Below are 23,832 nucleotides of genomic sequence, written 5' to 3' on the forward strand. Positions count from 1 at the left end.
GATAGAATAAATATGAATGAACCATCATTCATTTTATGCGTTAGGAGATAGTGGAATGAAACGAACAATGTCAAAGAGTGACCGCATCATTGATGCCGCCGTAAAAGTCATCGCTAAGAACGGCTACCATGGAGCGAAAGTGACTGCCATTGCAAAGGAAGCCGGAGTTGCGGATGGAACGATTTATCTGTACTTCAAGAATAAAGAACATCTCTTGATTTCGCTCTTCCAAGCGAAAATGGGAAGTTTCATCGAATATTCCGAAGGACAAATCGCGAGCCATACGTCAGCGACGGAACAATTGGCAGCATTGATCGAGGCGCACCTCGAGCAATTATCCGTCGACTATGATTTAGCGGTCGTCACGCAGATCGAATTGCGTCAATCGAACCAAGACATGCGTCAAAACATCGCTGCCGTCTTGAAACCGTACTTGCATCTGATTGACCGAGTCGTCAAGCACGGGATGACGACAGGTGAGTTTTCAAACGAACTCGATTATCGATTAGCACGTCAGATGATTTTCGGAACGATCGATGAGGTCGTGACGAGCTGGATGGCAAGTGGATTCAAATATGAGTTGCTTGAGACACGTGACGGGATTCATCGGATGTTGATCAAAGGGCTGAGTTAAGCCCTTTTCATGACAACAATCATGTAAGCGGATACAAAGAATGATGGTGAATAGACGACAAGGGGGAGCATGAGATGGAAATCTATGTACTGTTGAAACGCACGTTTGATACGGAAGAAGCAATCCAACTCGAGAATGGTCAAATCGATGAGGATGGCGCTGAGTTCATCATTAACCCGTACGATGAGTATGCGGTAGAAGAAGCGATTCGTGTCCGTGATGCACAAGGGGGAACGGTGACGGTCGTGACGGTCGGACCGGAAGATGCGGACAAGGAATTACGAACAGCACTCGCAATGGGAGCGGACCAAGCAGTTCGCATCTCGATTGAAGATGATATCGAAGAGGCAGATCATTTCACGATTTCTGAAGTGCTCGCTGGTTATTTGAAGGAACAAACGGTTGATCTCGTCATCGCCGGAAACGTCGCAGTTGATGGCGGAAGTGGTCAAGTAGCACCACGCGTCGCAGAATTACTCGACATCCCTTATGTGACGACGATCACGAAACTAGAGCTCGACGGTACGAAAGCTGTCGTAACACGCGACGCTGAAGGGGATACGGAGACAATCGAAACAACACTTCCGTTACTCGTGACTGCGCAACAAGGGTTGAACGAACCACGTTACCCAAGTCTTCCGGGGATCATGAAAGCGAAGAAAAAGCCGCTAGAAGAACTCGAACTTGATGATCTCGAACTGGATGAAGACGAACTCACACCACGTCTAGAGACGATCGAGCGTTTCTTACCACCGAACAAAGCAGCCGGTAAGATCCTTGAAGGTGAACTAAACGAGCAAGTCGCACAGCTCGCATCATTATTACACAACGAAGCAAAAGTGGTCTAAGGGGGAGAAACGAATGACAAAAGCATTAGTACTCGCAGAATCACGGGATGGCAGTTTACGGAATGTGTCGTTTGAGGCAATCGCAGCAGCGCGACGTGTCGCTGACGAAGTCATCGCAGTCCTGATTGGACACGATGTTGCAAAGGATGCGGATGCACTAGCATCACGCGGAGCGGACCAGGTGCTCGTCGTCGAGGATGAGCGTCTTCTACACTACACGCCAGACGGTTACGGACAAGTCTTCCTCGAGTTGATGAACCGGACGTCACCCGACGTGCTCGTCTTCGGACATACGTCGCTCGGCAAGGATCTATCACCGAAAATCGCGGCAAAATTGCAAGCCGGTTTGATCAGTGACGTGACGGCGATTGAAGGGGAAGGCGCGGATGCGTCATTCGTTCGCCCGATCTACTCGGGGAAAGCATTTGAAAAAGTCAAAGTCGCAGAAGGCAAGACGCTCTTTACGGTCCGCCCGAACAACATCGATCCACTCGAAGCAGGTAGTTCACAAGGGACGGTCGAGTCGGTCACAGTCGAACTGAAGGATTTACGGACGATCGTCGCAGACATCGTACGCAAAGCAACTGGCGGCGTTGACTTATCAGAGGCAAAAGTCATCGTCGCAGGTGGACGCGGTGTCAAGAGCTCGGACGGCTTCGCACCGTTACAAGAACTAGCAGATGTCCTCGGAGGAGCAGTCGGTGCTTCGCGTGGTGCTTGTGATGCGGATTACTGCGATTATGCCCTTCAAATCGGTCAGACGGGGAAAGTCGTTACACCGGACCTTTATATCGCGTGCGGGATCTCAGGTGCGATCCAACACTTAGCAGGGATGTCAAATGCGAAAGTCATCGTTGCGATCAATAAAGACCCGGAAGCGAACATCTTCTCTGTCGCGGACTATGGCATCGTCGGAGATTTGTTCGACGTCGTGCCATTATTGACAGCAGAATTCAAAAAAATGCTCGTTCACGGATAAGTTTGAAGGCCGGTACCATTATCATGGTGCCGGTTGTTTTTGCGGATTTTTCGCGTGAGCAGTTTCGTTTGTTGGAAGAGACTGCTATGATATACTCGAATCAATAAAGAGATCACCCATTTTTTTACCGGGTCGATCTACTCATTAGGAGGTTATGATCAATGGCAATCGTACACGCAACTAGCCAATCATTTAAAGAAGAAACACAAGAAGGACTCGTCCTTGTTGATTTTTGGGCAACATGGTGTGGACCATGTCGTATGCTCGCACCTGTTCTTGAAGAACTCGATGCTGACATGCAAGATGTAAAAATCGTCAAAGTCGACGTAGATGCAAACCCAGAAGTAGCTGGAGCATTCCAAGTTCAAAGTATTCCGACACTCGTTCTCTTCAAAGATGGACAACCTGTCAACAAAACAATGGGCTTCATGCCAAAAGACGCACTTAAAGAATTCGTTGAAACATCTAACTAATTCTTTCCTGCATATCAAAACAGACCGTTCTGCACAGGCAGAACGGTCTGTTTTTTTAGATTACATTGGCGTACAAAGTTCAATCAGGTGACCATCGGGGTCGAGGACATAGGCGACGACTTGCCCCCATGGTTTTTGAGTAGGAGCGAGGATGGTCTCATATCCTGCCTCCACCACCTTCTGAAAAAGAGTCGGGACGTCATCCGTGATGAAACCAATCTCTAACGTCTGTTGTGTTTTTCCACTTGGTATCGGGTAATCCGGAATCAACTGTTGCACGTCTTCACGCGTATTGAAGGCGAGTGTCGTCTGACCGGTCTCGAACTCGATGTAGCTCCCGTGCTCCGCCTTGACGGGTAGTCCAAGAACGTCTCGATAGAATGCCAGCGTCCGTGCCGTGTCTTCAACGTATAAAATCGTATAGCCGTATTGGATCATCCAAAAGCCTCCTGTCAATCCTCGAATAACGAAGCGATGTCTGAAGCAGGTGTCGGGTAAGCGAATCCAGTCTGTTGCATCGAAGTACTTGGAATCCGGTGCTGCATCGCAAACGAGAAATAGTTTGCTAGTTCCGCTGCATTGACACCGATGAAGTGTGCGCCAAGGACTTGATCATCTTCCCCGACGAGCACTTTCGCCCGAGCGAAACTGTCCTTGATCCGTACGTTCGTTTGCCAAGCGGACGTATCAATCAAGCGACCACGATAAGGAATACCTGCTTTTTTCAAAGCAGCTTCCGTCTCACCAACGAGGGCGAGGTTCGGCGCGGTGAATACGACGCTAGGTACAGGAAGCAGCTCTAGTTTCCGATTGTTCCCTTCGAGCATGTTATCAGCAGCGAGTCGTCCTTCGGTTCCAGCGAACGGTGTCAAGGCAGGATTCCCGCTGACAGCGACGTCTCCTGCAGCATAGATATGTTCCACAGAAGACTGGAGATATTCATTGACGTGAATTCCTTTTTCATTATGTGCAACGCCGATAGTTTCAAGTCCGAGCTGATCGATACTCGCGACACGTCCAGTCGCGTTCAAGACGACGTCGGTCTTCAACACGTCACCGTTCGATAAACGAAGTGAGTCCTCTTCGTAAGCGACGACTTCTGCTTCTTTGATGATCGAGATACCAAGTGCCCGTGTGGCTTCTAACAGCACATCGACCAATTCACTTTCGAATTGTTTTAAGGCGTTAGAACGTAAGACGATCGTGACGTCTGCGCCAGCAATACGAGCGAGATGGGCGAACTCGAACGAGATATAACCGCCACCGATGCAGACGAGTCGGCGTGGAAGTTCTTTCAGTTCAAGAAACTCATTACTTGTTATGAAACGCTCACTACCGGGTACAGATAATTCGCGAGGTCGTAAACCTGTTGCGATTAAAAACTGTTTCCCTTCGATTTCTTCTTCACCAATTCGAAGACGATGTGAAGACACGAAATGCGGTTCTCCATGGAAATAGTCGATGTCCGTTTCCGCGTACCGTTTTCGTGTTTGCTCAGGAATAGCACGTGTATATTCATTCTTACGCTCCATCAATTGGCGCCAATCAATCGAAATTAATCCTTTGACGCCGTATCCGAGTAAACGTTCGACAGCATCTTTCGTCTCACTACCCGTCAATAAGATTTTTTTGGCGTCACATCCACGCTGTGCGCATGTACCTCCTGGAGTGAAATTCTCAACGATGGCAACACGTAGTCCTTTTTCGATGAATTTATAAGCCGCTTGATTTCCAGCAGAACCCGTTCCAATCACAATGCAATCATATGTACGCATTTTTCATCCTCCGTATGTCATAATCAATGTATGGTATTTACCCGAACGAGTAAAACTAAAAACGGTGAAAGGAGACATTTATTTGGGACATCAAGAACATATCAAAGCGAAACTATCCCTTTTGCCGGATGAGCCGGGATGTTATCTACACAAAAACGAATTCGGCGAAGTCATCTATGTCGGAAAAGCAAAAAATCTCAAAAACCGAGTCCGCTCTTATTTCACGGGAGCACATGATATTAAGACGGAACGTCTCGTCGCGGAAGTCCGTGATTTCGAATACATCATCACAGCCAGTGAACTCGAAGCGTTGCTGCTTGAGATGACACTAATTAAGAAACATGATCCGAAATACAATATCATGCTGAAGGATGATAAATCTTACCCGTACTTGAAAATTACGAATGAGACCTATCCTCGCTTGATTACGACACGTAAGTTAAAAAAGGACGGCGGTCATTACTTCGGTCCGTATCCGAATGCGTATGCAGCGAACGAAACAAAACGTCTGTTAGATCGTTTATATCCGTTACGTAAATGTCAGCCGATGCCGAAGAAACTCTGTCTGTATTATCATATTGGACAATGTCTCGGCCCATGTGAAATCCCGAATCTTGAATCGGAACAAAAAGCACTCGTATCGGAAATCCGACGGTTCTTGTCGGGCGACACGAAGGAACTCGTTGAAAGCTTGAAGCACAAGATGGCGGAAGCAGCCGAGACGATGGAATTCGAACGTGCCGGAGAATTGCGCGACCAAGTGCGAGCGATTGAATCGATCATGAACAAACAGAATATGATTACAGCAGATTTGACGTCGCGTGATGTATTCGGGATTCATGTCGATAAAGGCTGGATGTGTGTCCAAGTGTTCTTCCTCCGTGGAGGAAAGATGATCGAGCGCGATGTCTCGCTCTTCCCGATCTATGGTACGCCGGCAGAAGAGCTCGAGAGCTTCATCGTCCAGTTCTACGAAAAGAACATCAAGCCAAGTGAAGTCTATGTACCGCCACTCGTCAATCAGTTGTTACTCAAAGAGGCGCTATCGATTAAAATTCACGTTCCGGTCCGAGGATCAAAACGGAAATTACTTGATTTAGCGACGAAGAATGCTGAAAATGCGATCTCGGAACGCTTCGAGTTGTTAGCGAAAGACGAGAAACGGACCGTTCAAGCAGTCGAAGAACTCGCCGATGCGATTGACGTTCATCCATTGTCCCGGATCGAGATCATCGATAATGCGAACATTCAAGGAGCAGACGCCGTTTCGGCACTCGTCGTCTTTGAAGACGGTAAGCCACTTAAAAAGGAATACCGAAAATTCAAGATTCGAACAGTCCAAGGACCGGACGACTATGAATCGATGCGAGAAATCGTGCGTCGGCGTTATCGACGATTGTTACTTGAAGGAGCGCGCCTTCCGGACCTCGTCCTGATTGACGGAGGAGTTGGACAGTTGAATGCTGCTTTAGAAGTCATTCAAGATGAACTCGGCTTATCCCTTCCAGTCGGGTCATTAAAAAAGGATGACAAACACCGAACAAGTCAATTGTTGTTTGGAGAAGGTGCACAGTTAATTGAACTAAGTCCGCGTTCGAGTGCGTTTTATTTGCTCCAACGCATGCAAGATGAAGTCCACCGGTTTGCAATCACGTTCCACCGCTCGCTCCGCTCGAAAGGGATGACCCGTTCCTTGCTCGACGAGATTCCAGGAGTTGGACCGAAACGACGCCAGCAGTTGATTCGTCATTTCGGATCGATGCGCAGCTTGCGACGCGCAACGATCGAACAGTTGGCGGAAGCAGGATTACCTGTCAAGTTAGCGGAAACCGTCGCTGAATATTTAAGTCAAGCGAATGAAGAATGAAAAAAGCCGTCCTCTTGAAGAGGGCGGCTTTTTTAGTGATTAGTTGTTGATGTACTTTTCGTAGTATGAACCAAAGTCACGCTGGTTCCACTGATGGTAGTGACCTTGTAGCCACTCGAAGGATTGTTCAGACAACTCCTTGAATGTTTGCGGTACGTTCATATCACCTTGACGAAGTCCGCCGAGAATCGTGACCGAATGATTCAATGAGCTGTTCGCGAACTCGAGCATCTTTTGTCCTTCATACTGTTTTTCAGCGATGGCAAGAAGTGTTTTGTAAAGATCTTTCACATGTTCGAGTTGTTTTTTATCGACGTCGATCGAATAATGTTTGCCACCGATCTCGAATTTGATCTCGACATCAAGATCGACCGTTCCCGCCGTTTCGAACATGACGTGGCGAATCGGATAATGTGCATACGGATAGCGGTAGAGTACACGTTTTGAACTGACGGCACTTTCTCCATCGAGGTGAATCAAAGCCAGATTCGTAAAGCAATACTCGTCAGATTTAGATTTGATCAAGAAGTAGATTTTCTCGCCGTCTTCATGTAAGACATAATCGTCAGCGGCTGCTTTGTCGAAATCATCAGGATGAATGACTTGTCCGATATCACTGAATCCCGTTAAATCTGCTGCTAGTTTTTTGAACATGTGAAGTTCCTCCTCGCGATTTGTGTACGAATGACTTTACGAGCACTTACTGCAAAAAGTTTCATGAATCTACTTCGATGTTGAAAATCAAGATTCCTGTCACGTTTTATGTAAATTTCACTTGAGCGGTTCAAGTGGATCTTTAGGATCGATTTGGACCGTGATTTGAACGAGCTCTTTAGTTAACTCGGCATATCCTTCCGCGACACATCCGTTAAAACGGGAGAACTGTTCAGCGAGGAAACCGGCTTCGAGTTGGAAGTATCCATGTGGTCGTTCATCTCTCGTCGTATCAGGAGGAGACAGCACGAACAAGACGACCGTGCCTTTACGTTTCTTGATTTCGAGCGTTCCCCAACCTGCTTGTTCAAAAAATGAGGCTAATTCAGATTCATCTACGACAGGGAATTGACGCGCTAGACGTTTACCTGCCCAGTAGATGACTTGCCGATAATCCGATCCGAGAAGATCGGTCAGCACATAATCTCGGATCAATTCGATACCGAAAAGTGGTGTTTGTTTTGGTGTAGCATCCATCATGATTCACTCCTATCTGTGAACCATTATACCGAGATGATTCTTGTCGGTCATTGTTTTCCTAAAAAAATTTGCAGTTAAATGCAACGGCTCGGGTTGTCTTCTAAAAAGGACAGGAGTAGAATAAGTGATGAAAAGACGAATTTCCTTATGAAAGCGCTTTTCTACCAAAATGCGCCAACGGTTGATTGGCAAACAAAAGGGGGGATTTGGATGGCGAATCATCGTGATTTCGTGAGTCGTAAAATACACTCACTGCTCGGCGTCATTCCAATCGGGTTATTTTTACTTTCGCACTTAACGACGAACTACTTCATCGTACGTGGTGAGGAAGACTTCAATAAGGCCGCGGAATTCGTGGGGAACGTTCCGTATCGATTGTTCTTAGAGATCTTTGTCATCTTCATTCCAATCATCTTGCATGGCGTCTACGGTGTGTACATCGCATTCACCGGATCTGCGAACACAGGGCGTTATACATACTTCCGGAACTGGATGTATGTACTGCAACGGTTCAGCGGTGTATTCCTTGTCGTGTTCATCACGTGGCACGTTTGGGAAACACGGATTGCCGCTGCGATGGGAACACCAGTCGATGCAAGCATGATGCAGAACATCGTCGATAACGGATTCATGCTCGCGTTCTATATCGTCGGGATCTTGGCGACGACATTCCACCTTGCGAACGGACTTTGGACGTTCTGCATCACATGGGGAATCACGCAGTCACCAGCATCTCAACGGGCGATGTCTTACGTGGCAGCACTCGTATTCATCGGTTTATCGTTTGTAGGCGTACGCTCGATCTTAACGTTTGCAGGCGTGTTGTAAGGAAAGGGGAACTGACAACATGGCGAACAAGAATCTTGTCATCATCGGCGGAGGGCTTGCCGGTCTGATGGCTACGATAAAAGCAGCGGAGCAAGGCGTACCAGTTAAGTTATTCTCACTCGTACCCGTCAAACGCTCACACTCTGTTTGTGCACAAGGTGGCATCAACGGAGCGGTCAATACAAAAGGGGAAGGCGATTCACCATACCAGCATTTCGATGACACGGTATACGGTGGGGACTTCCTCGCAAATCAACCACCTGTTCAAAAAATGGCGGAAGCAGCGCCGAAAATCATTCATATGTTCGACCGGATGGGCGTCATGTTCAACCGGACACCGGAAGGCTTACTCGACTTCCGACGTTTCGGCGGAACGTTGCATCACCGGACGGCATACGCTGGAGCGACGACAGGACAACAACTGTTGTACGCATTAGATGAACAGGTTCGTAAGTTCGAAGCGCAAGGTTTGGTAGAAAAATATGAAGGATGGGAATTCCTTCGTGCCATCATCGATGACAATGGCATCTGTCGTGGAGCAGTTTGTCAAAACCTCCGGACGATGGAAATCGAGGCATTTGCCGCGGATTCTGTCATCCTCGCGACGGGTGGTCCTGGGGTCATCTTCGGAAAATCGACGAACTCGGTCATCAACACAGGACAAGCTGCAGCTGCTGTCTATCGTCAAGGTGCGATCTATGCGAACGGTGAATTCATCCAAATTCACCCGACAGCGATTCCTGGAGACGATAAGTTACGTCTCATGAGTGAATCAGCACGAGGTGAGGGTGGTCGCGTCTGGACGTATAAAGACGGTAAGCCTTGGTATTTCCTCGAAGAGAAATATCCGGCATACGGAAACCTTGTTCCACGGGATATCGCGACACGTGAGATTTTCGACGTCTGTGTCAATCAAAAACTCGGCGTCAACGGGGAGAACATGGTCTATCTGGATCTATCGCATAAAGACGCAAAAGAACTTGACGTCAAACTCGGTGGGATCCTTGAAATCTACGAGAAGTTCGTCGGTGACGATCCACGAAAAGTACCAATGAAGATATTCCCTGCTGTTCACTACTCAATGGGTGGACTATGGGTCGACTACGATCAAATGACGAACATCCCTGGATTGTTCGCAGCTGGTGAATGTGATTATTCGATGCATGGTGGTAACCGTCTCGGAGCGAACTCACTTCTCTCTGCGGTATACGGCGGAATGGTCGCTGGACCATCAGCCATTGCTTATATGAATGAACTCGAGACATCGGTTCATGAGATGAGTGAGGACGTGGTCGAAGCGCATAAAATCGAAGAAATCAACCGCTTCAACGATATCCTATCAATGGAAGGTACGGAAAACGCGTATCAAATCCACCGTGAGCTTGGAGAAATCATGACGGATAACGTCACGGTCGTCCGGTACAACGATAAGCTCGAAGAGACACTGACAAAAATCAAGGAACTCCGCGATCGCTTCACACGCATCTCGGCAACGGATACAGCACGTTGGAGTAACCAAGGGGCATCGTTCATCCGTCAGCTCGATCACATGCTCGACCTAGCTGAAGCAATCACGCTCGGTGCTTTAAAACGTGACGAGAGTCGCGGAGCGCACTATAAACCGGACTTCCCGGAACGTAATGATGAACAGTTCTTGAAGACGACGATGGCACGTTACACGAACGGTCATCCGGAAATCTTCTATGAAGACGTCGACACGTCGTTGATTCCACCACGGAAACGCGATTACAGCAAGAAGTCGAAGAAAGAGGTGAAAGCATAATGGCGACACCACTCGAATCATCTACTACGCAAAAATCGGTTCAATTCATCGTTCAACGTCAAGATGGACCTGATGGTAAACCGTATGATGAAGCGTTTGAAATTCCGTACCGTCCGAACATGAACGTCATCTCTGCTTTAATGGAGATTCGCCGGAACCCTGTGAATGCAGCCGGTGAAAAAACGACACCGATCAACTGGGACATGGGTTGTCTAGAAGAAGTCTGTGGCGCTTGTTCGATGGTCATCAACGGTACACCACGTCAGTCGTGTACGGCACTCGTTGATAAACTCGAACAACCGATCCGCCTTCAACCTATGCAGACGTTCCCGATCGTTCGTGACCTTCAAGTCGACCGTCAACGCATGTTCGATGCGCTGAAGAAAGTCAAAGCATGGGTCCCGATCGATGGAACGTACGACTTAGGTCCAGGACCACGGATGCCAGAGAACAAACGTCAATGGGCATATGAGTTATCGAAATGTATGACGTGTGGTGTGTGTCTCGAGGCATGTCCGAACGTCAACGATCGTTCGACATTCATCGGACCAGCATCGATCTCACAAGTTCGTCTATTCAACTCGCATCCGACAGGTGCCTTCCACAAGGAAGAACGCCTTGAAGCGTTAATGGAAGATGGCGGGATCATGCAGTGCGGTAACGCTCAAAACTGTGTTGAGGTTTGTCCGAAAGGGATTCCGCTGACGACTTCAATCGCGGCGATGAACCGTCAGACGACACTTCATTCATTCAAAAAGTTCTTCGGTAGTGACGAAGGACGAACAGGTGAAGCCGTTAGTTCATGATTTATCAAAGAAGGAGCTTGCTCCTTCTTTTTTCATTCAGACAGGAGGAACTCATTGTGCGCGTACCAGCTTATATTCCAGAACTTGAGTCATGGCTTGAACAGATGAAACATGGCACACGACTCGACGTCGCTGTTCGTTTTGCGGAGACGGATGCCTATGGTCATATGAATAACCGAGTACCGTTCGTCTATTTTGAAGACGTTCGGACATTGATGTTAGAGGAAACAGGATATTCGCTTGCAGAAGACGGCATTATCGTCGTCGCCGATGCTCAGTGTAACTATATTCGCCAAGTCTATCCACGGGCGCGTCTCGCTGTCTATGCGTATCCGGTACATGTCGGTAGTGCATCGTGTGACGTCCACTATGCGGCATTTGATGAGCAAGGTGAATTGATGTTCACGGGACGGACATCTATGGTACAAATCGATCGTTCGGGGAAAGCATTCCCATGGAGTGAAGCGTATAAAAATTCCTTGCAGAATCGATTCGAATCCGTTATCATTTGATAATGAGTTCACATATTCGAAAACGACTCACTAGTACGTTATTAGTGAAGGGAGATTTCTTAATCATGGAAAAAACATTCAAAGTCATCGCGGATTCAGGCATTCACGCTCGTCCGGCTACTCAGCTCGTCAACACAGCTTCTAAATTCCAATCAGACATCAACTTGGAATACAACGGGAAGACTGTCAACTTGAAGTCAATCATGGGTGTTCTTTCACTCGGAATCGCGAAAGATTCAGATATCAAAATCGTTGCAAACGGTGACGATGCTTCTGAAGCAATCACGACTCTTTCAGATATGCTGACTAGCGAAGGTCTTGCTCAGTAATCCTGTAATCGTACATTCTCGGACGCCGGTCTTGCACCGTCGTCCTTTTTTGTTACCATAGGAAAGAGAGAAAGAGGTGGAGAAGAGTGAATCGAGCGATTGGAGTACTGGATTCCGGAGTCGGTGGGTTGACGGTCGCACGTGAATTGATGCGACAGTTGCCCCATGAGCGAATCATCTATGTCGGGGATACATTGCGGTGTCCGTATGGTCCTCGTCCAGAAGAAGAGATTCGTGAGTTTACGTGGGAGATGATTGATTATCTCGTGCAACAAGATGTGAAATTGATCGTGATCGCCTGTAACACAGCCACGGCTGTCGTCTTAAAAGAAGCGCGAGAACGTTTAAATATACCTGTCATCGGTGTCATTGATCCGGGAGCCCGCGCGGCAGTTAAGGTGACGCGTACGAAACGAATTGGTGTCATTGGAACGAAGATGACGATTACAAGTAATTCCTACGAGAAGGCGTTACGCCACGTCGAAGGGCAAGTCGTCGTCGAATCGTTAGCGTGCCCGCCATTCGTTCCGCTCGTCGAGTCGATGCAGACAGATGGTGCGTACGTCGAACGTGTCGTTGCCAATACATTACGACCATTGATGAATTACGATATGGATACATTGATCCTCGGGTGCACCCATTACCCGCTTCTAGCAGATGTGATTGGACGGGTCATCGGACCAGGCGTCCAGCTAATCTCTTCAGGAGACGAGACAGCGCTCGAGGTAGCAGCACTACTTGATTACAATACGATTTCAGCAGATGTGACACAAATTCCGGAACATCGTTATTACGCGACAGGCGATATCCGCTCATTTGATCAGATTGCGACGGACTGGCTCGATCAGACCATCCATGCGGAGCGCATCGTGCTTGGAACGGAGGAAGATTAAATGCGGATAGACCAACGAACGGCGGATGATCTCCGTCCTATTCAATTATCGATTGATGTCAATAAACACGCAGAAGGTTCTGTCTTGATTGAACTGGGAGATACGAAAGTCCTCTGTACGGCGACCGTCGAGGAGAAGGTGCCACCGTTCCTTCGCGGTAAACGCCAGGGCTGGATCAATGCGGAATATTCGATGTTGCCGCGTGCGACGGCTCAGCGGACCGCACGAGAAGCCGTCCGCGGCAAACAGACGGGACGGACGATGGAAATCCAACGTCTGATCAGCCGCTCGCTTCGGGCCGTCGTTGATTTAGAGAAGCTCGGGGAACGAACGATCTGGATCGATTGTGACGTTATTCAGGCAGATGGCGGTACACGAACGGCATCGATCACTGGTGGTTTTTTGGCACTCGTCCGAGCAGTCGATCAATTGATTCAAGCGGGAAAACTGACAGATACACCGATCAAAGAGGGCATCGCAGCCATCTCGGTTGGAATCGTCGAGTCGAATGTCTTGCTCGATCTATGCTATGAAGAGGACGCTGCGGCGGAAGTCGACTTCAATCTCGTCATGACCTCATCGGGTAAAATCGTCGAGATGCAAGCAACAGGAGAAGAGTCGACATTTTCCCGTCAAGAGATGCTCGAAATGCTCGAACTTGGGGAAAAAGGTATTAAGGAACTGATTGAGGCTGGCCGTGAGGCACTCGGTGTCTCTTGGTGGTATGTAGGAGAAGAAGTGGGGGAACATAGATGAAGGTCATCGTCGCAACACACAATGCAGGTAAAGTGAAGGAACTTGAAAGCATGCTGGGTCGTCTCGGTTATACGGTCGAGTCGTTACTCGATCACGCCGATGCTCCGGAAACGGATGAAACAGGTGAGACATTCGAGGAGAATGCACTTTTAAAAGCAACAGAGGCAGCAGCCTACTTTGGCCACGCTGTACTTGCTGATGATTCAGGTCTTGAAGTCGATGCTTTAGATGGCGCTCCCGGCGTCTACTCAGCACGCTTTGCGGGTTTTGAAAAGTCCGATGCGGCGAACAATGCTCTACTACTTGAAAAGTTAGAAGGTGTTCCGGAGGAAGAGCGGACGGCGCGCTTCGTTTGTGTACTCGCGCTAGCGAAACCAACGGGTGAGACATTGACGGTTCGTGGAACGATGGAAGGGCGAATCGGTTTTGAGGCGTCGGGTTCGAACGGTTTCGGTTATGATCCATTGTTCGTCACAGAAAGCGGACAGACGGCTGCTGAATTGACGAAAGAAGAAAAAGCGATGATTAGTCATCGTGGCAATGCATTGCGCAAGCTCGAACAGGACTTAACTACTTTCTTAGGAGTGTGATGAAGATGAGAGCGTTGATCGTTAGTGATAGTCATGGACTAGAACAAGAATTGCTTACGATATTCGAACGTCACCAAGACGTAGATGCGGCATTTCATTGTGGGGACTCCCAATTGACGCGCGACATCGAATCATTATATCCATATCGTGTTGTGCGAGGGAATTGCGATTACGGACACGATTTTCCGGAAGAAGTCGTATCGGAAATGGATGGTCATACCATCCTCTGTGTCCACGGACATCGGCAGGACGTCAAATACAGTCTAGATGTCTTACAGCATCATGCGAAGGAAAAGCAGGCGGACATCGTCTTATATGGTCATTCCCATGTGGCGAAGGCTGAATATCGGGACGGTGTGTTATTCATCAATCCAGGTTCAATCCGGATGCCACGTCATCGACCAGACAAGACGTATGCGATTCTTGAAGTGGATCAAAACCGTTATTCTGTCGATTTTCTTGATGTGAACGGTGATCCGGTAAATGCCCTTCATCTGGACGGAACATTTTTGTAATAAAATAAATGCAATGTTTGTAATGTGATTGACACGAAAGAATTGTTCTAGTATAGTTTATTCGTGTTGACACGTCCCAATAGCTCAGCAGGATAGAGCAACGGCCTTCTAAGCCGTCGGTCGGGGGTTCGAATCCCTCTTGGGACGCTATAATTAAAATAGAGACTGCCCTTACGAGGGTGATCTCTTTTTTTTATTCCGATTTTCGATTATAATTAAGGTATCATGAACTCGAAAGGGATGAATGCTATGTGGAAGAAAGTTGGAGCAGTCCTTGTGCTAAGTACGTTTCTTGCTGGATGTAGTGAGATTTCAAATACAGTCGACGATGCAAAACAACAAGTCAACGATGTAAAAAATAGTGTCGATTACGCTGGAGAACTTCAAGGCATTGCAAAAGATACAGCACAAGTCACGTCAGATTTGTCGGCTTCCTTGAATGAGGCGGCTACGACAGCGCGTGAATCTGCGAACCCTGAACAGGCACTCGATCAACAAATCGAAAAGTTGAAGGAAAACGGAACGATTGATCAGTTCAATCAAGAACTGGATCAAATCGATCAACGATTAGCGGGACTTGAAAATCCGCCGCAAGAATTGCAAAATTTAAGTGCAAAACTCGAGCAGTACGTGAATCAATCGGAAGATATCGCTCGATTACTTGAAGCTGACGTCTCATTAGATACGTTGAATCGATTAGGAATCGAGCAGGCGGGACAACTTCAAGAAGCGATCACGAACTGGACGTCTTTACTCGATCCATTTACGAAATAAGAAGTTGAATATGAAGGAGTGCCGGAATATGGGGACATCGCGCTGGATGGAACATGAACTAGAAGTAGAACGAGCGCGGATTCTTCGTTTGCCCGCTTCTAAACAAGAACAATTGATTATGGAATTAGAGACTGACCAATTGACAGGAGAAGATGTCTTACACCGGCTCTATGTCATTCAACCACTCTTAATGCATGACCGTGAACGATTTGAAACAGTGGCAGAACGATTTCTTGAAGTCGAGGGTGTCGAGCAAGTGCTCGCACTCTTTCTTTATGAACTCGGAGAACGTTATCCGATGAAACTCGCTTTGCGCTCGGCGTCACCGTATCTGCCTTATGGGCTCGCGCTTCGATTAGATGAAATCAAACAACAGATGCGTGTTCGCGAACAAAAGCCGGCAGTTCAAAACAACCCTGTTGCGAAGCGTGAGGTAACAGCAGCAACGAAATTGATGCATGTGTTGCGACACGGCAGTTGGGTCGAACAAATGCGCCAATTGACCGGTGTGGAATTCGAACGGACACATGAGCTCATTGCATACATCACACAAAAATACCTTCAGGCGCAAGAGACAGCACATCAAAGTCTACTCGTCATTGATCAGTTATTAGGAAGCGTGCTTCATCACGTGCCATATCCGGTAAGCATTCATGTGCCACACGTAGATGTAGACTGGACGATCTCGTCACGTGAAGAGTTAGAAGAAATCCTGCTGGTACATCAACAGGAGCAACAAGCGTTACTGGCATCGATGCATACGTTAGAGCGAATGGATCCGTTCCGAGCGTTGCTCGTCTTGCGATCGGATCAACTGATTCATCTTGAAGAACGAGAACGAATCGGGTCAGACATGGAGAAGTGGCTCGCAGCATGCGAAGAACTCGCAGGTCTGACATTTGAACGTGAAGAACCGGAACGTATCCTCAGTCCGCTGGCGAAGCGGTTATATCGAGCGGCACATATCCTTTATCCGGAAGTCATTGCATTCGAGCAAATTTACTTCGATTGAGACATCAGGAAACGATTCGTTCAACAGTGGTAATCGTCAGAACGATTGTGCTATAATGTGACTTGTTGTACACACATGTACGCTAATTGACAATTTTGGAGGGACTCAGCATGACTGCAAAATGGGAAAAACAATCAGGTAGCCTCGGCGTCCTCACGTATGAAGCGCCTGCTGAAGCATTTGATAAAGCGGTAGACCAAGCGTTCAAGAAAGTCGTTAAGACTTTGAACACACCTGGTTTCCGTAAAGGAAAAATGCCACGCGCAATGTTCAACAAAATGTACGGTGAAGAAGCACTGTACCAAGATGCACTCGATATCCTTTACAAGGACACAATCGAAGGTGCAGTCGTCGAATCAGGAATCGAGCCAATCGCGCTTGAGAACATCGACGTTGAAACACTCGAAAAAGGCAAGCCAGTCGAATTCAAAATCACGTTCGTCATCGAGCCAGAAGCTACACTCGGTGAGTACAAAGGTCTTGAGTACACAGCAGTTGAAACGAACGTTACTGACGAAGACGTCGACGCTGAACTCAAAACATTGCAAGAACGCGGTGCAGAACTCGTCGTTAAAGAAGATGGCGTCATCGAGAATGGCGATACAGTCGTATTCGACTTCGCAGGTTTCGATGGGGAAAACCAATTCGACGGCGGAACTGCTGAGAACTACTCACTCGTCATCGGTTCTGGAAACTTCATTCCTGGATTCGAAGAGCAAATGGTCGGTTTAAAAACTGGCGAGCAAAAAGATCTTGAAGTGACATTCCCAGAGGAATACCACGAAGCATCACTCGCTGGAAAACCAGTTACATTCAAAGTAACAATCCATGAAGTTAAAGCACAAGAGCTCCCTGAATTGACAGATGAGTTCGCAAAAGAAATGGATGAAGAAGTTTCTTCACTCGACGAGTTGAAAACAAAAATCCGTACGCGTCTCGAAAACACACGCAAACAAGAAGCTGATGCTTCAATGCGCGATGAGTTAGTCGAAGCGGCTACGAAAAACGCGACAGTTGATCTTCCAGAAGTCATGGTCGAAAACGAAGTCGAGCGTATGGTTCAAGAGTTCACACAACGTATTCAATCACAAGGCATCGACCTCAACATGTACTTCCAGTTGACTGGAACGACAGAAGAGGCAATGCGTTCTGAAATGAAAGAGCAAGCGGAAGAGCGCGTTAAAGCACGTCTCGTCCTCAAGCAAATCGTTGCTGACGAAAAAATCGAAGTAACAGATGAGGAAACTCAAACTGAACTTCAATCAATGTCAGAACTCTACAACATCCCTGCAGATCAACTTGAAACGATGCTTGCACCACAAGGTGGTCTTGAAACGCTTAAAGGCGATCTTCAATTCCGTAAAGCTATCGATGTTCTCGTCGACAACGCAAAAGCAAAATAAGCCATTTCATGGTTTTCGATCGACTTCAAGCCCAATTTCTGGTCTTGGAGTCGATTTTTTTGTACGATAGGTCAAACAAGGACAAACGATCCTTGGTTCAGAACATCAAACTGTAAATCGTTCGTCCAGGATTTGAAAGACTTTCCTTGTTCATGCTACAATCATAAATAGTAAAACGTGAGACGGGATGCTACAGGCATCCATACAATTTCCACGTTAAAGGGGTGGACCTTTATGTTTAAATTTAACGAAGAAAAAGGTCAGCTAAAATGTTCTTTCTGTGGAAAGACACAAGAACAAGTACGCAAACTTGTTGCTGGACCTGGCGTTTACATTTGCGACGAGTGTATCGAACTCTGCAATGAAATCGTAGAGGAAGAACTCGGCACTGAAGAAGAAGTCGAGCTAAAGAATGTTCCGAAACCGCATGAAATTCGTACGACACTTGACGATTATGTCATCGGTCAAGAAAAAGCGAAGAAGTCGTTGTCTGTAGCGATGTATAATCACTACAAACGAATCAATGCTGGTGGTCGCGCAGATGATGTCGAGCTCTCAAAATCGAACATCGTCATGATTGGACCAACAGGTAGCGGTAAGACACTTCTTGCCCAAACGATGGCACGTATCTTGAACGTACCGTTTGCGATTGCAGATGCAACAAGTTTGACGGAAGCCGGTTATGTCGGTGAAGACGTCGAGAACATCCTGTTGAAACTCATCCAAGCAGCGGATTACGATGTTGAGAAAGCTGAAAAAGGCATCATCTACATTGATGAAATCGATAAGATTGCTCGTAAATCAGAAAACCCGTCGATTACACGTGACGTATCTGGTGAGGGTGTCCAACAAGCCTTGCTGAAGATTTTGGAAGGAACGGTTGCGAGTGTACCGCCACAAGGTGGACGGAAACACCCACATCAAGAATTCATCCAAATCGATACGACGAACATCTTGTTCATCGTCGGTGGCGCATTCGATGGGATCGATCAGTCAATCAAACGTCGTCTTGGTAAAAAAGTCATCGGATTCGGAAACGATTCAGAAAACCGTAACCTTACACAAAAAGAAATTCTGGCAGCTGCATTACCAGAAGATCTTCAAAAGTTCGGTTTGATTCCGGAGTTCATCGGTCGTTTGCCGGTCATGGCGACGCTCGAGCCACTTGATGAAGAGGCACTCGTTCAAATCTTGACGAAACCGAAAAACGCCCTCGTGAAACAATATAAGAAAATGCTTCAACTCGATGATGTCGAACTCGACTTCACGGAAGATGCACTTCTTGAGATTGCAAAACTTGCAATCGAACGTAAAACAGGTGCACGTGGTCTTCGTTCCATCATCGAAGAAACTATGCTTGATATCATGTTCGAAATCCCATCGCGTGAAGACATCGCGAAAGTCATCATTACAGCAGAAACGTTGACTGGTAAACGCGGTCCAACGCTTGAGTTGAAAGATGGTACAATTGAACATGGGAAAGAAAAAGAAACGGCGTAACACCGTGACAAATCGGCTCGGAGGCTACTTGTACGCCTTTCCGAGTCTTTTTGTTTAGGAGGAATTCGAATGAAGAAAAAACAATATCCACTTTTACCGTTACGCGGTGTCGTCGCGTATCCATTGATCGGATTGACGATCGATGTCGGGCGTCCGGTATCCTTGAAAGCCTTACTTGCATCAAAGGAACACGAAATCGATCTCGTCGTCGTCACACAACGTGATCCAGAAGCAGAGCCGTCTGTCGACGGGTTGCATCAGGTTGGTACGCTCGTTCAAATCGCGAAGATGAGTGAACTCGGGAATGATACGGTCCGTGTCCGCGTCATCGGGAAGGAACGCGTCCGGATTGAAAACGTCGAGGAGACGGACGAGGGTTATCAAGCTGTCATCGAACCAATCGAGAAGATGGACATCAAAGGAGCGAAACAAGAAGCGCTCGTTCGTCTCATCAAAGAACAGTTTGGTCAACTCGTCTCCCGGATTAAAGGAATCGGAACCGATGAACGTCGCCGGTTCGAGACATACGAACGCCTCGATTCATTGACGGACTATATCACGTCGAAGCTACCAATCGATATTTCGAAGAAGCAGGAGTTTCTCGAACAACAGGATCCGGTCGAACGAGGATTGATGTTGCTTGACGTCATGAAACACGAATATGAAGTCGTCGAACTCGAACGTGAGATGCGTGAACGGACGAAGAAGACGATTGAACAATCGCAACGCGAGTATTACTTGCGGGAACAATTGAAGACGATTCAACAAGAACTCGGTGGCGAGTCGGCTTCTGTTGAAAGCGATGCGACGAAATACCGGGAGCAGCTTGCGATGCTTGATTTACCAGAAACGACGGTTGCGAACGTCGAGAAGGAAATCAGTCGTTTAGCGGTCGTACCGGCGACGAGTCCCGAACATGGGGTCATTCGCAACTATCTCGAATGGTTCTTCTCATTGCCGTGGAATGAAGCAACCGATGATTTCTTGAACGTCTCAGCTGCTTCGGAACAGCTTGAAAAGGACCATTACGGTCTAGAGAAGGTCAAAGAACGAATCCTTGAGTATCTTGCCGTTCGTCAATTGACCGACTCATTGCGTGGACCGATTCTTTGTCTTTCTGGTCCTCCAGGAGTCGGGAAAACGTCGCTTGCCCGTTCGATTGCTACAGCACTTGAGCGGAAGTTCGTCCGTGTCTCACTTGGTGGCGTGCGCGACGAAGCGGAAATCCGTGGACATCGCCGGACGTATATCGGTGCGATGCCAGGACGGATCATTCGCGGTTTAAAACAAGCAGGAACGAACAACCCGGTCTTCCTGCTCGATGAGATCGATAAGATGTCAAATGACTTCCGTGGTGATCCGTCGTCCGCGATGCTCGAAGTTCTTGATCCAGAACAAAACAACAGCTTCTCCGATCACTATATCGAAGAACCGTTCGATTTATCGAATGTCCTGTTCATCGCGACAGCGAACGATGTCTCGAACATCCCCGGACCGTTGCTTGACCGGATGGAACTGATTCAAATCGGTGGCTATACGGAACAAGAGAAGACGGAGATCGCTGTTCGTCATCTCTTATCGAAGCAACTGGCTGAACACGGTCTGAAAAAGAGTCAATTGACGGTCAAAGCAGACGCGCTAGAAGAAGTCGTCCGTCGTTATACGCGAGAAGCCGGTGTTCGGAATCTCGAACGTGTCCTCGGCTCACTTTGCCGGAAAGCAGCGAAACAAATCGCGATGGGGGAGAAGAAACGGGTGACGGTGACGAAGCGTAATCTGGACGATTTCCTAGGCAAACCGATTTACCGCTATGGTCAAGGCGAGCTCGAAGATATGATTGGCGCGGTGACTGGTTTAGCGTATACTGCTTTTGGGGGCGATACGTTGACGATCGAAGTCAGCCTTGCTCCGGGTAAAGGGAAATTGCAGTTAACCGGGAAACTCGGTGATGTCATGCAAGAGTCGGCTCAGACCGCCTACAGCTTCGTCCGAGCGAATGCGACGTCGCTTGGCATCGAACCGAACTTCTACGAAACGCAAGACATCCACATCCACGTTCCTGAGGGTGCCGTACCAAAAGATGGTCCATCTGCTGGGATCACACTCGCGACAGCATTGATTTCCGCTTTAACAAAACGTCCGGTTCGCCGAGACGTCGGAATGACGGGTGAAATCACGTTGCGTGGACGTGTCTTACCAATCGGTGGACTAAAGGAGAAGTCACTCGCAGCACACCGTGCGGGCTTGACGACCGTTCTGCTGCCGCAAGACAATACGCGGGACATCGATGATATCCCGGAAAGCGTCCGCGCAGGAATGGAATTCATTCCGGTCGCGACGATGGAGCAAGTGCTCGAACATGCATTAAAAGGAGAGTAACATGAAAATTTATAAAGCTGATTTTATTACGAGTGGCGTCAATCCGGAACATTATCCGGAGCCATTGTTGCCAGAAGTGGCACTCGCAGGGCGATCGAACGTCGGAAAGTCCTCTTTCATCAATAAACTGGTCCAGCGTAAAGCACTCGCGCGGACATCTTCGAAACCAGGTAAAACGCAAACCTTGAACTTCTTCAACATCAATGATGAAGTCATGTTCGTCGATGTACCGGGTTACGGATATGCGAAAGTTTCGAAGACGGAGCGTGAAGCGTGGGGCAAGATGATGGAGAAGTACTTCACACAACGTGAAATCCTTAAAGGTGTCGTACAGCTCGTTGACATCCGACACGATCCGTCTGCGGATGATGTGACGATGTATGATTTCTTGAAGTATTACGATCTACCGGTCATCGTCGTTGCGACAAAACTCGATAAAATCAAGAAGAGTCAACGTGATAAACATATCGCGGCGATTAAACGTAAGTTGCAATTTGATGGTCAAGATACATTGATTCCTTTCTCGTCCGAGACAGGAGAGGGCGTCGATGCAGCGTGGGAAGCGATTTATCGCTTATTGTAAAGATTAAAGCCTACGAAATCTGCAGGATTTCGTAGGCTTTTTTACTTTCTATACATAAAAAGTGCTTTGTGAAAAATCTATTATTTCGTAATATAGTGTGTAAGAATAGCTATAATGACTATGTAATAAATGGGAGTGTGAATGGTTTGGATTTGCTTCGAAACAAATGGTTTAAGGCATTAATCTGGGTATTAGTGATTTTTCTCGTTATCTGGGTCGGTACAAAGATCTCATTTTTATTCCAGCCGATTAAAGTCATGCTGGCATTGATCTTCCCGCCGCTGATCATTGCGGGGATTTTCTATTATTTCACGCTCGGTATCGTAGATGCATTGCAAAAACGCGTCAAGAAACGTGGTCTTGCCGTGTTGATCGTCTTGCTTGGTTTCATCACGGTTCTGACGATTGCTGTCGCTTCGATCGGACCAATTTTAGTCGAGCAGGTGACGGATTTTGCGACAAGCATTCCGACGCTCGTCATCGAATTACGCGATCAGACGTTAAACTTACGCGATCAATTGATGGACAATCGTTTCATCTCGACATGGGTTCACGAGAATACGGACTTATTTGACAAGTGGACGAATGAAGCGACGTCGTATATCGGTACAGTCTTTAAGTCTGTCTCGACGTCTGTCGGAACGATTTTCGGTGTCATCTCTTCGACCGTCTTAATCATCGTCTTAGTGCCGTTCATCTTAGTTTATATGTTGCTTGACGGCTATAAGTTTCCGGATTCCGTCGTGAAGCTGTTGCCGAAAAGCTATGAAACAGAAACGCGTAAAATCTTGCACGATATGCACGTGACAGTGAAGCATTATGTCAATGGACAGGTTATCGTCTCAATCTGTGTCGGTCTCATGTCATTGATTGGCTTCTTCATCTCAGATATTCAATATGCGTTACTGCTTGCCTTATTCTGTACGGTCACGAACATCATTCCGTATCTTGGACCTTACATCGGTGCTGTACCGGCGGTCATCGTCGGGTTCATCGATGATCCGATCAAAGCCGTCTATGCGATCGTCACGATCGTCGTCGCGCAGCAAATTGAGTCGAACTTGATTTCTCCTTATGTCCAAGGGAAAACACTCAAGGTTCATCCGCTGACGATCATCATCGTCTTGCTCGTTGCTGGGAAAATCGGTGGAATCATTGGTGTCATCCTAGCAGTTCCGACCTATGCGGTCACAAAAGTCGTCATTCAAAATATCGCTCGGATCTATCGTTTACGTCAGCAACGTCTCGACGTACCGGACGTGACGGTATCACCTGAATCCTTGAAGTAAAGTGTAACCCTCTGACCTTTTTAGGAGCAGAGGGTTTGTGATTTTCATGAGAGAGGGATAAGGTAGAAGAAGAGAAAAAATGAAGAAGATTTCACAACTTCGACTCATTT

General features: G+C 47.5%; 25 protein-coding genes and 1 tRNA gene. 22 read left to right on the plus strand and 4 right to left on the minus strand.

What is annotated here, in order from left to right:
* Positions 1 to 55 precede the first annotated feature (55 nt).
* From EXG77_RS04495 to trxA, 4 genes are all read left to right on the plus strand, one after another.
* Positions 56 to 634, plus strand: a complete 579-nt coding sequence (locus EXG77_RS04495) for a TetR/AcrR family transcriptional regulator (protein ID WP_023468997.1) — start codon at positions 56 to 58, stop codon at positions 632 to 634.
* A 74-nt stretch (positions 635 to 708) separates the two neighbouring features.
* Entirely contained in the window at positions 709 to 1,482 is a 774-nt protein-coding gene (locus EXG77_RS04500; RefSeq protein WP_035396578.1) for an electron transfer flavoprotein subunit beta/FixA family protein, read from the plus strand.
* Between the two features lie 13 nt (positions 1,483 to 1,495).
* A complete protein-coding gene (locus EXG77_RS04505; RefSeq protein WP_035396582.1) occupies positions 1,496 to 2,461 on the plus strand; it encodes an electron transfer flavoprotein subunit alpha/FixB family protein in 966 nt (321 codons plus the stop codon).
* Positions 2,462 to 2,622: 161 nt separating this feature from the next.
* Entirely contained in the window at positions 2,623 to 2,934 is a 312-nt protein-coding gene (trxA, locus tag EXG77_RS04510; RefSeq protein ID WP_023468994.1) for a thioredoxin, read from the plus strand.
* Positions 2,935 to 2,994: 60 nt separating this feature from the next.
* Here the strand turns inward: trxA and EXG77_RS04515 are convergent, their stop codons facing one another.
* Both EXG77_RS04515 and EXG77_RS04520 read right to left on the minus strand, forming a co-directional pair.
* Positions 2,995 to 3,372 (minus strand): VOC family protein, encoded by a 378-nt coding sequence (locus EXG77_RS04515; protein WP_023468993.1) that lies wholly within the window; start codon positions 3,370 to 3,372, stop codon positions 2,995 to 2,997.
* 14 nt (positions 3,373 to 3,386) lie between these two features.
* Complete coding sequence (locus EXG77_RS04520; RefSeq protein WP_035396585.1) at positions 3,387 to 4,709, minus strand: NAD(P)/FAD-dependent oxidoreductase; 1,323 nt, start codon at positions 4,707 to 4,709, stop codon at positions 3,387 to 3,389.
* Between the two features lie 82 nt (positions 4,710 to 4,791).
* Between EXG77_RS04520 and uvrC the strand changes: the two genes are divergently transcribed.
* The gene (gene uvrC / locus EXG77_RS04525) at positions 4,792 to 6,576 is read left to right on the plus strand and encodes an excinuclease ABC subunit UvrC (RefSeq protein WP_023468991.1); all 1,785 of its coding nucleotides are present in this window, start codon (positions 4,792 to 4,794) and stop codon (positions 6,574 to 6,576) included.
* Positions 6,577 to 6,615: 39 nt separating this feature from the next.
* Here the strand turns inward: uvrC and EXG77_RS04530 are convergent, their stop codons facing one another.
* A complete protein-coding gene (locus EXG77_RS04530) occupies positions 6,616 to 7,230 on the minus strand; it encodes a PH domain-containing protein (RefSeq protein WP_023468990.1) in 615 nt (204 codons plus the stop codon).
* A gap of 117 nt (positions 7,231 to 7,347) precedes the next feature.
* A complete protein-coding gene (locus tag EXG77_RS04535; protein ID WP_235147587.1) occupies positions 7,348 to 7,770 on the minus strand; it encodes a YslB family protein in 423 nt (140 codons plus the stop codon).
* 210 nt (positions 7,771 to 7,980) lie between these two features.
* Here EXG77_RS04535 and EXG77_RS04540 point away from each other — a divergent pair, with 210 nt between their 5' ends.
* The 17 genes from EXG77_RS04540 (at position 7,981) to EXG77_RS04620 (ending at position 23,722) form a co-directional block, all read left to right on the plus strand.
* A complete protein-coding gene (locus EXG77_RS04540) occupies positions 7,981 to 8,598 on the plus strand; it encodes a succinate dehydrogenase cytochrome b558 subunit (RefSeq protein ID WP_029342294.1) in 618 nt (205 codons plus the stop codon).
* A gap of 19 nt (positions 8,599 to 8,617) precedes the next feature.
* The gene (gene sdhA / locus EXG77_RS04545) at positions 8,618 to 10,381 is read left to right on the plus strand and encodes a succinate dehydrogenase flavoprotein subunit (protein WP_023468987.1); all 1,764 of its coding nucleotides are present in this window, start codon (positions 8,618 to 8,620) and stop codon (positions 10,379 to 10,381) included.
* Positions 10,381 to 11,187 carry a succinate dehydrogenase iron-sulfur subunit gene (gene sdhB / locus EXG77_RS04550; RefSeq protein ID WP_023468986.1) on the plus strand — a complete coding sequence of 269 codons (807 nt, stop codon included), beginning with the start codon at positions 10,381 to 10,383 and terminating at the stop codon, positions 11,185 to 11,187. The genes sdhA and sdhB overlap by 1 nt, the downstream gene beginning before the upstream one ends.
* A gap of 56 nt (positions 11,188 to 11,243) precedes the next feature.
* On the plus strand, positions 11,244 to 11,699 hold the full coding sequence (locus EXG77_RS04555) for a thioesterase family protein (protein ID WP_023468985.1): 456 nt from the start codon (positions 11,244 to 11,246) through the stop codon (positions 11,697 to 11,699).
* 65 nt (positions 11,700 to 11,764) lie between these two features.
* Entirely contained in the window at positions 11,765 to 12,028 is a 264-nt protein-coding gene (locus EXG77_RS04560) for a phosphocarrier protein HPr (protein ID WP_012371023.1), read from the plus strand.
* 86 nt (positions 12,029 to 12,114) lie between these two features.
* A complete protein-coding gene (racE, locus tag EXG77_RS04565; RefSeq protein ID WP_023468984.1) occupies positions 12,115 to 12,921 on the plus strand; it encodes a glutamate racemase in 807 nt (268 codons plus the stop codon).
* Positions 12,922 to 13,677, plus strand: a complete 756-nt coding sequence (rph, locus tag EXG77_RS04570) for a ribonuclease PH (RefSeq protein ID WP_023468983.1) — start codon at positions 12,922 to 12,924, stop codon at positions 13,675 to 13,677.
* The gene (locus EXG77_RS04575) at positions 13,674 to 14,267 is read left to right on the plus strand and encodes an XTP/dITP diphosphatase (RefSeq protein WP_035396589.1); all 594 of its coding nucleotides are present in this window, start codon (positions 13,674 to 13,676) and stop codon (positions 14,265 to 14,267) included. The genes rph and EXG77_RS04575 overlap by 4 nt, the downstream gene beginning before the upstream one ends.
* 5 nt (positions 14,268 to 14,272) lie before the next feature.
* Entirely contained in the window at positions 14,273 to 14,782 is a 510-nt protein-coding gene (locus EXG77_RS04580) for a metallophosphoesterase family protein (protein WP_035396591.1), read from the plus strand.
* 73 nt (positions 14,783 to 14,855) lie between these two features.
* Positions 14,856 to 14,929: transfer RNA gene (locus EXG77_RS04585), tRNA-Arg, on the plus strand.
* Between the two features lie 102 nt (positions 14,930 to 15,031).
* Positions 15,032 to 15,556: a hypothetical protein gene (locus EXG77_RS04590; protein ID WP_231681742.1), complete on the plus strand. Its 525-nt coding sequence runs from the start codon at positions 15,032 to 15,034 to the stop codon at positions 15,554 to 15,556.
* A 28-nt stretch (positions 15,557 to 15,584) separates the two neighbouring features.
* Positions 15,585 to 16,568, plus strand: a complete 984-nt coding sequence (locus tag EXG77_RS04595; protein WP_035396596.1) for a hypothetical protein — start codon at positions 15,585 to 15,587, stop codon at positions 16,566 to 16,568.
* Positions 16,569 to 16,678: 110 nt separating this feature from the next.
* Positions 16,679 to 17,971 (plus strand): trigger factor, encoded by a 1,293-nt coding sequence (tig, locus tag EXG77_RS04600; RefSeq protein ID WP_023468978.1) that lies wholly within the window; start codon positions 16,679 to 16,681, stop codon positions 17,969 to 17,971.
* A 234-nt stretch (positions 17,972 to 18,205) separates the two neighbouring features.
* Complete coding sequence (gene clpX / locus EXG77_RS04605) at positions 18,206 to 19,471, plus strand: ATP-dependent protease ATP-binding subunit ClpX (protein WP_023468977.1); 1,266 nt, start codon at positions 18,206 to 18,208, stop codon at positions 19,469 to 19,471.
* A 69-nt stretch (positions 19,472 to 19,540) separates the two neighbouring features.
* Positions 19,541 to 21,850 (plus strand): endopeptidase La, encoded by a 2,310-nt coding sequence (gene lon / locus EXG77_RS04610; RefSeq protein WP_023468976.1) that lies wholly within the window; start codon positions 19,541 to 19,543, stop codon positions 21,848 to 21,850.
* A 1-nt stretch (position 21,851) separates the two neighbouring features.
* Entirely contained in the window at positions 21,852 to 22,433 is a 582-nt protein-coding gene (gene yihA, locus EXG77_RS04615; RefSeq protein WP_023468975.1) for a ribosome biogenesis GTP-binding protein YihA/YsxC, read from the plus strand.
* 146 nt (positions 22,434 to 22,579) lie between these two features.
* Positions 22,580 to 23,722 (plus strand): AI-2E family transporter, encoded by a 1,143-nt coding sequence (locus EXG77_RS04620; protein ID WP_023468974.1) that lies wholly within the window; start codon positions 22,580 to 22,582, stop codon positions 23,720 to 23,722.
* Positions 23,723 to 23,832: the final 110 nt, after the last annotated feature.

The organism is Exiguobacterium sp. OS-77 (assembly GCF_000414195.2).
In the GTDB taxonomy this organism is placed as follows: domain Bacteria; phylum Bacillota; class Bacilli; order Exiguobacteriales; family Exiguobacteriaceae; genus Exiguobacterium_A; species Exiguobacterium_A indicum.